At 45.1% G+C, this 1,241-nt stretch carries 1 rRNA gene; it reads right to left on the reverse strand.

The features are described 5' to 3' along the window. Window positions 1–1,176: ribosomal RNA gene (locus tag BR66_RS0115595) — 23S ribosomal RNA — on the reverse strand; the annotation flags it as partial. Window positions 1,177–1,241: the final 65 nt, after the last annotated feature.

The raw sequence follows: 1,241 nt of genomic DNA on the forward strand, positions 1-1,241 counted from the left end.
CCCCGGACATCTTCGGCGCAGGATCTCTTGACTAGTGAGCTATTACGCACTCTTTAAATGAGTGGCTGCTTCTGAGCCAACATCCTAGTTGTCTTAGAAATCCCACATCCTTTTCCACTTAACTTACACTTTGGGACCTTAGCTGATGATCTGGGCTGTTTCCCTTTTGACCATGGATCTTATCATTCATAGTCTGACTGCCGAAATAAAAGTATATGGCATTCGGAGTTTGATAGAGTTCAGTAACTGTTGTCAGCCCCTAGCTCATTCAGTGCTCTACCTCCATAACTCAATTAATCGACGCTAGCCCTAAAGCTATTTCGAGGAGAACCAGCTATCTCCGAGTTCGATTAGAATTTCTCCGCTATCCACAGTTCATCCCATGATTTTTCAACACCAACGGGTTCGGTCCTCCACGGAATTTTACTTCCGCTTCAACCTGACCATGGATAGGTCACTCGGTTTCGGGTCTATAGCATGCAACTAGTCGCCCTATTCAGACTTGGTTTCCCTTCGGCTACGCACCATAAGTGCTTAACCTCGCTACATACCATAACTCGCTGACTCGTTCTACAAAAAGCACGTCGTCACACATAAAAAGTGCTTCGACCGGTTGTAGGCACACGGTTTCAGGTTCTATTTCACTCCCCTTCCGGGGTTCTTTTCACCTTTCCCTCACGGTACTGTTTCACTATCGGTCACTAGTTAGTATTTAGCCTTGGGAGGTGGTCCTCCCTGCTTCCCACAAGGTTTCACGTGTCTCGTGGTACTCTGGATTAGATCTTGTAATTTTCTCTTTTTACCTACAGGACTTTTACCTTCTACGGTTGAGCTTTCCAGAACTCTTCGGTTAAGATATTATACGTATATGATCTATCCGCAACCCCAAGAACAAAGTTCTTGGTTTGGGCTCTTCCCTTTTCGCTCGCCGCTACTTAGGAAATCGATGTTTCTTTCTCTTCCTCTGGGTACTTAGATGTTTCAGTTCCCCAGGTTTATCCCTATATACCTATGAATTCAGTATACAGTACATACTGTTAAGTATGTGGGTTTCCCCATTCGGAAATCTCCGGATCACAGGCTATTTGCGCCTACCCGAAGCTTATCGCAGCTTGTCGCGTCCTTCTTCGACTTCTAGTGCCAAGGCATTCACCATGCGCCCTTTGTAGCTTGACCTTTTATGAATTTCCAAAATCAAAGATTAAGGTTATTCAACGCTTCGCATTTAAAGCGAAGCTTCC

It is taken from the genome of Clostridium akagii DSM 12554, from assembly GCF_000686725.1.
GTDB lineage: Bacteria > Bacillota > Clostridia > Clostridiales > Clostridiaceae > Clostridium_I > Clostridium_I akagii.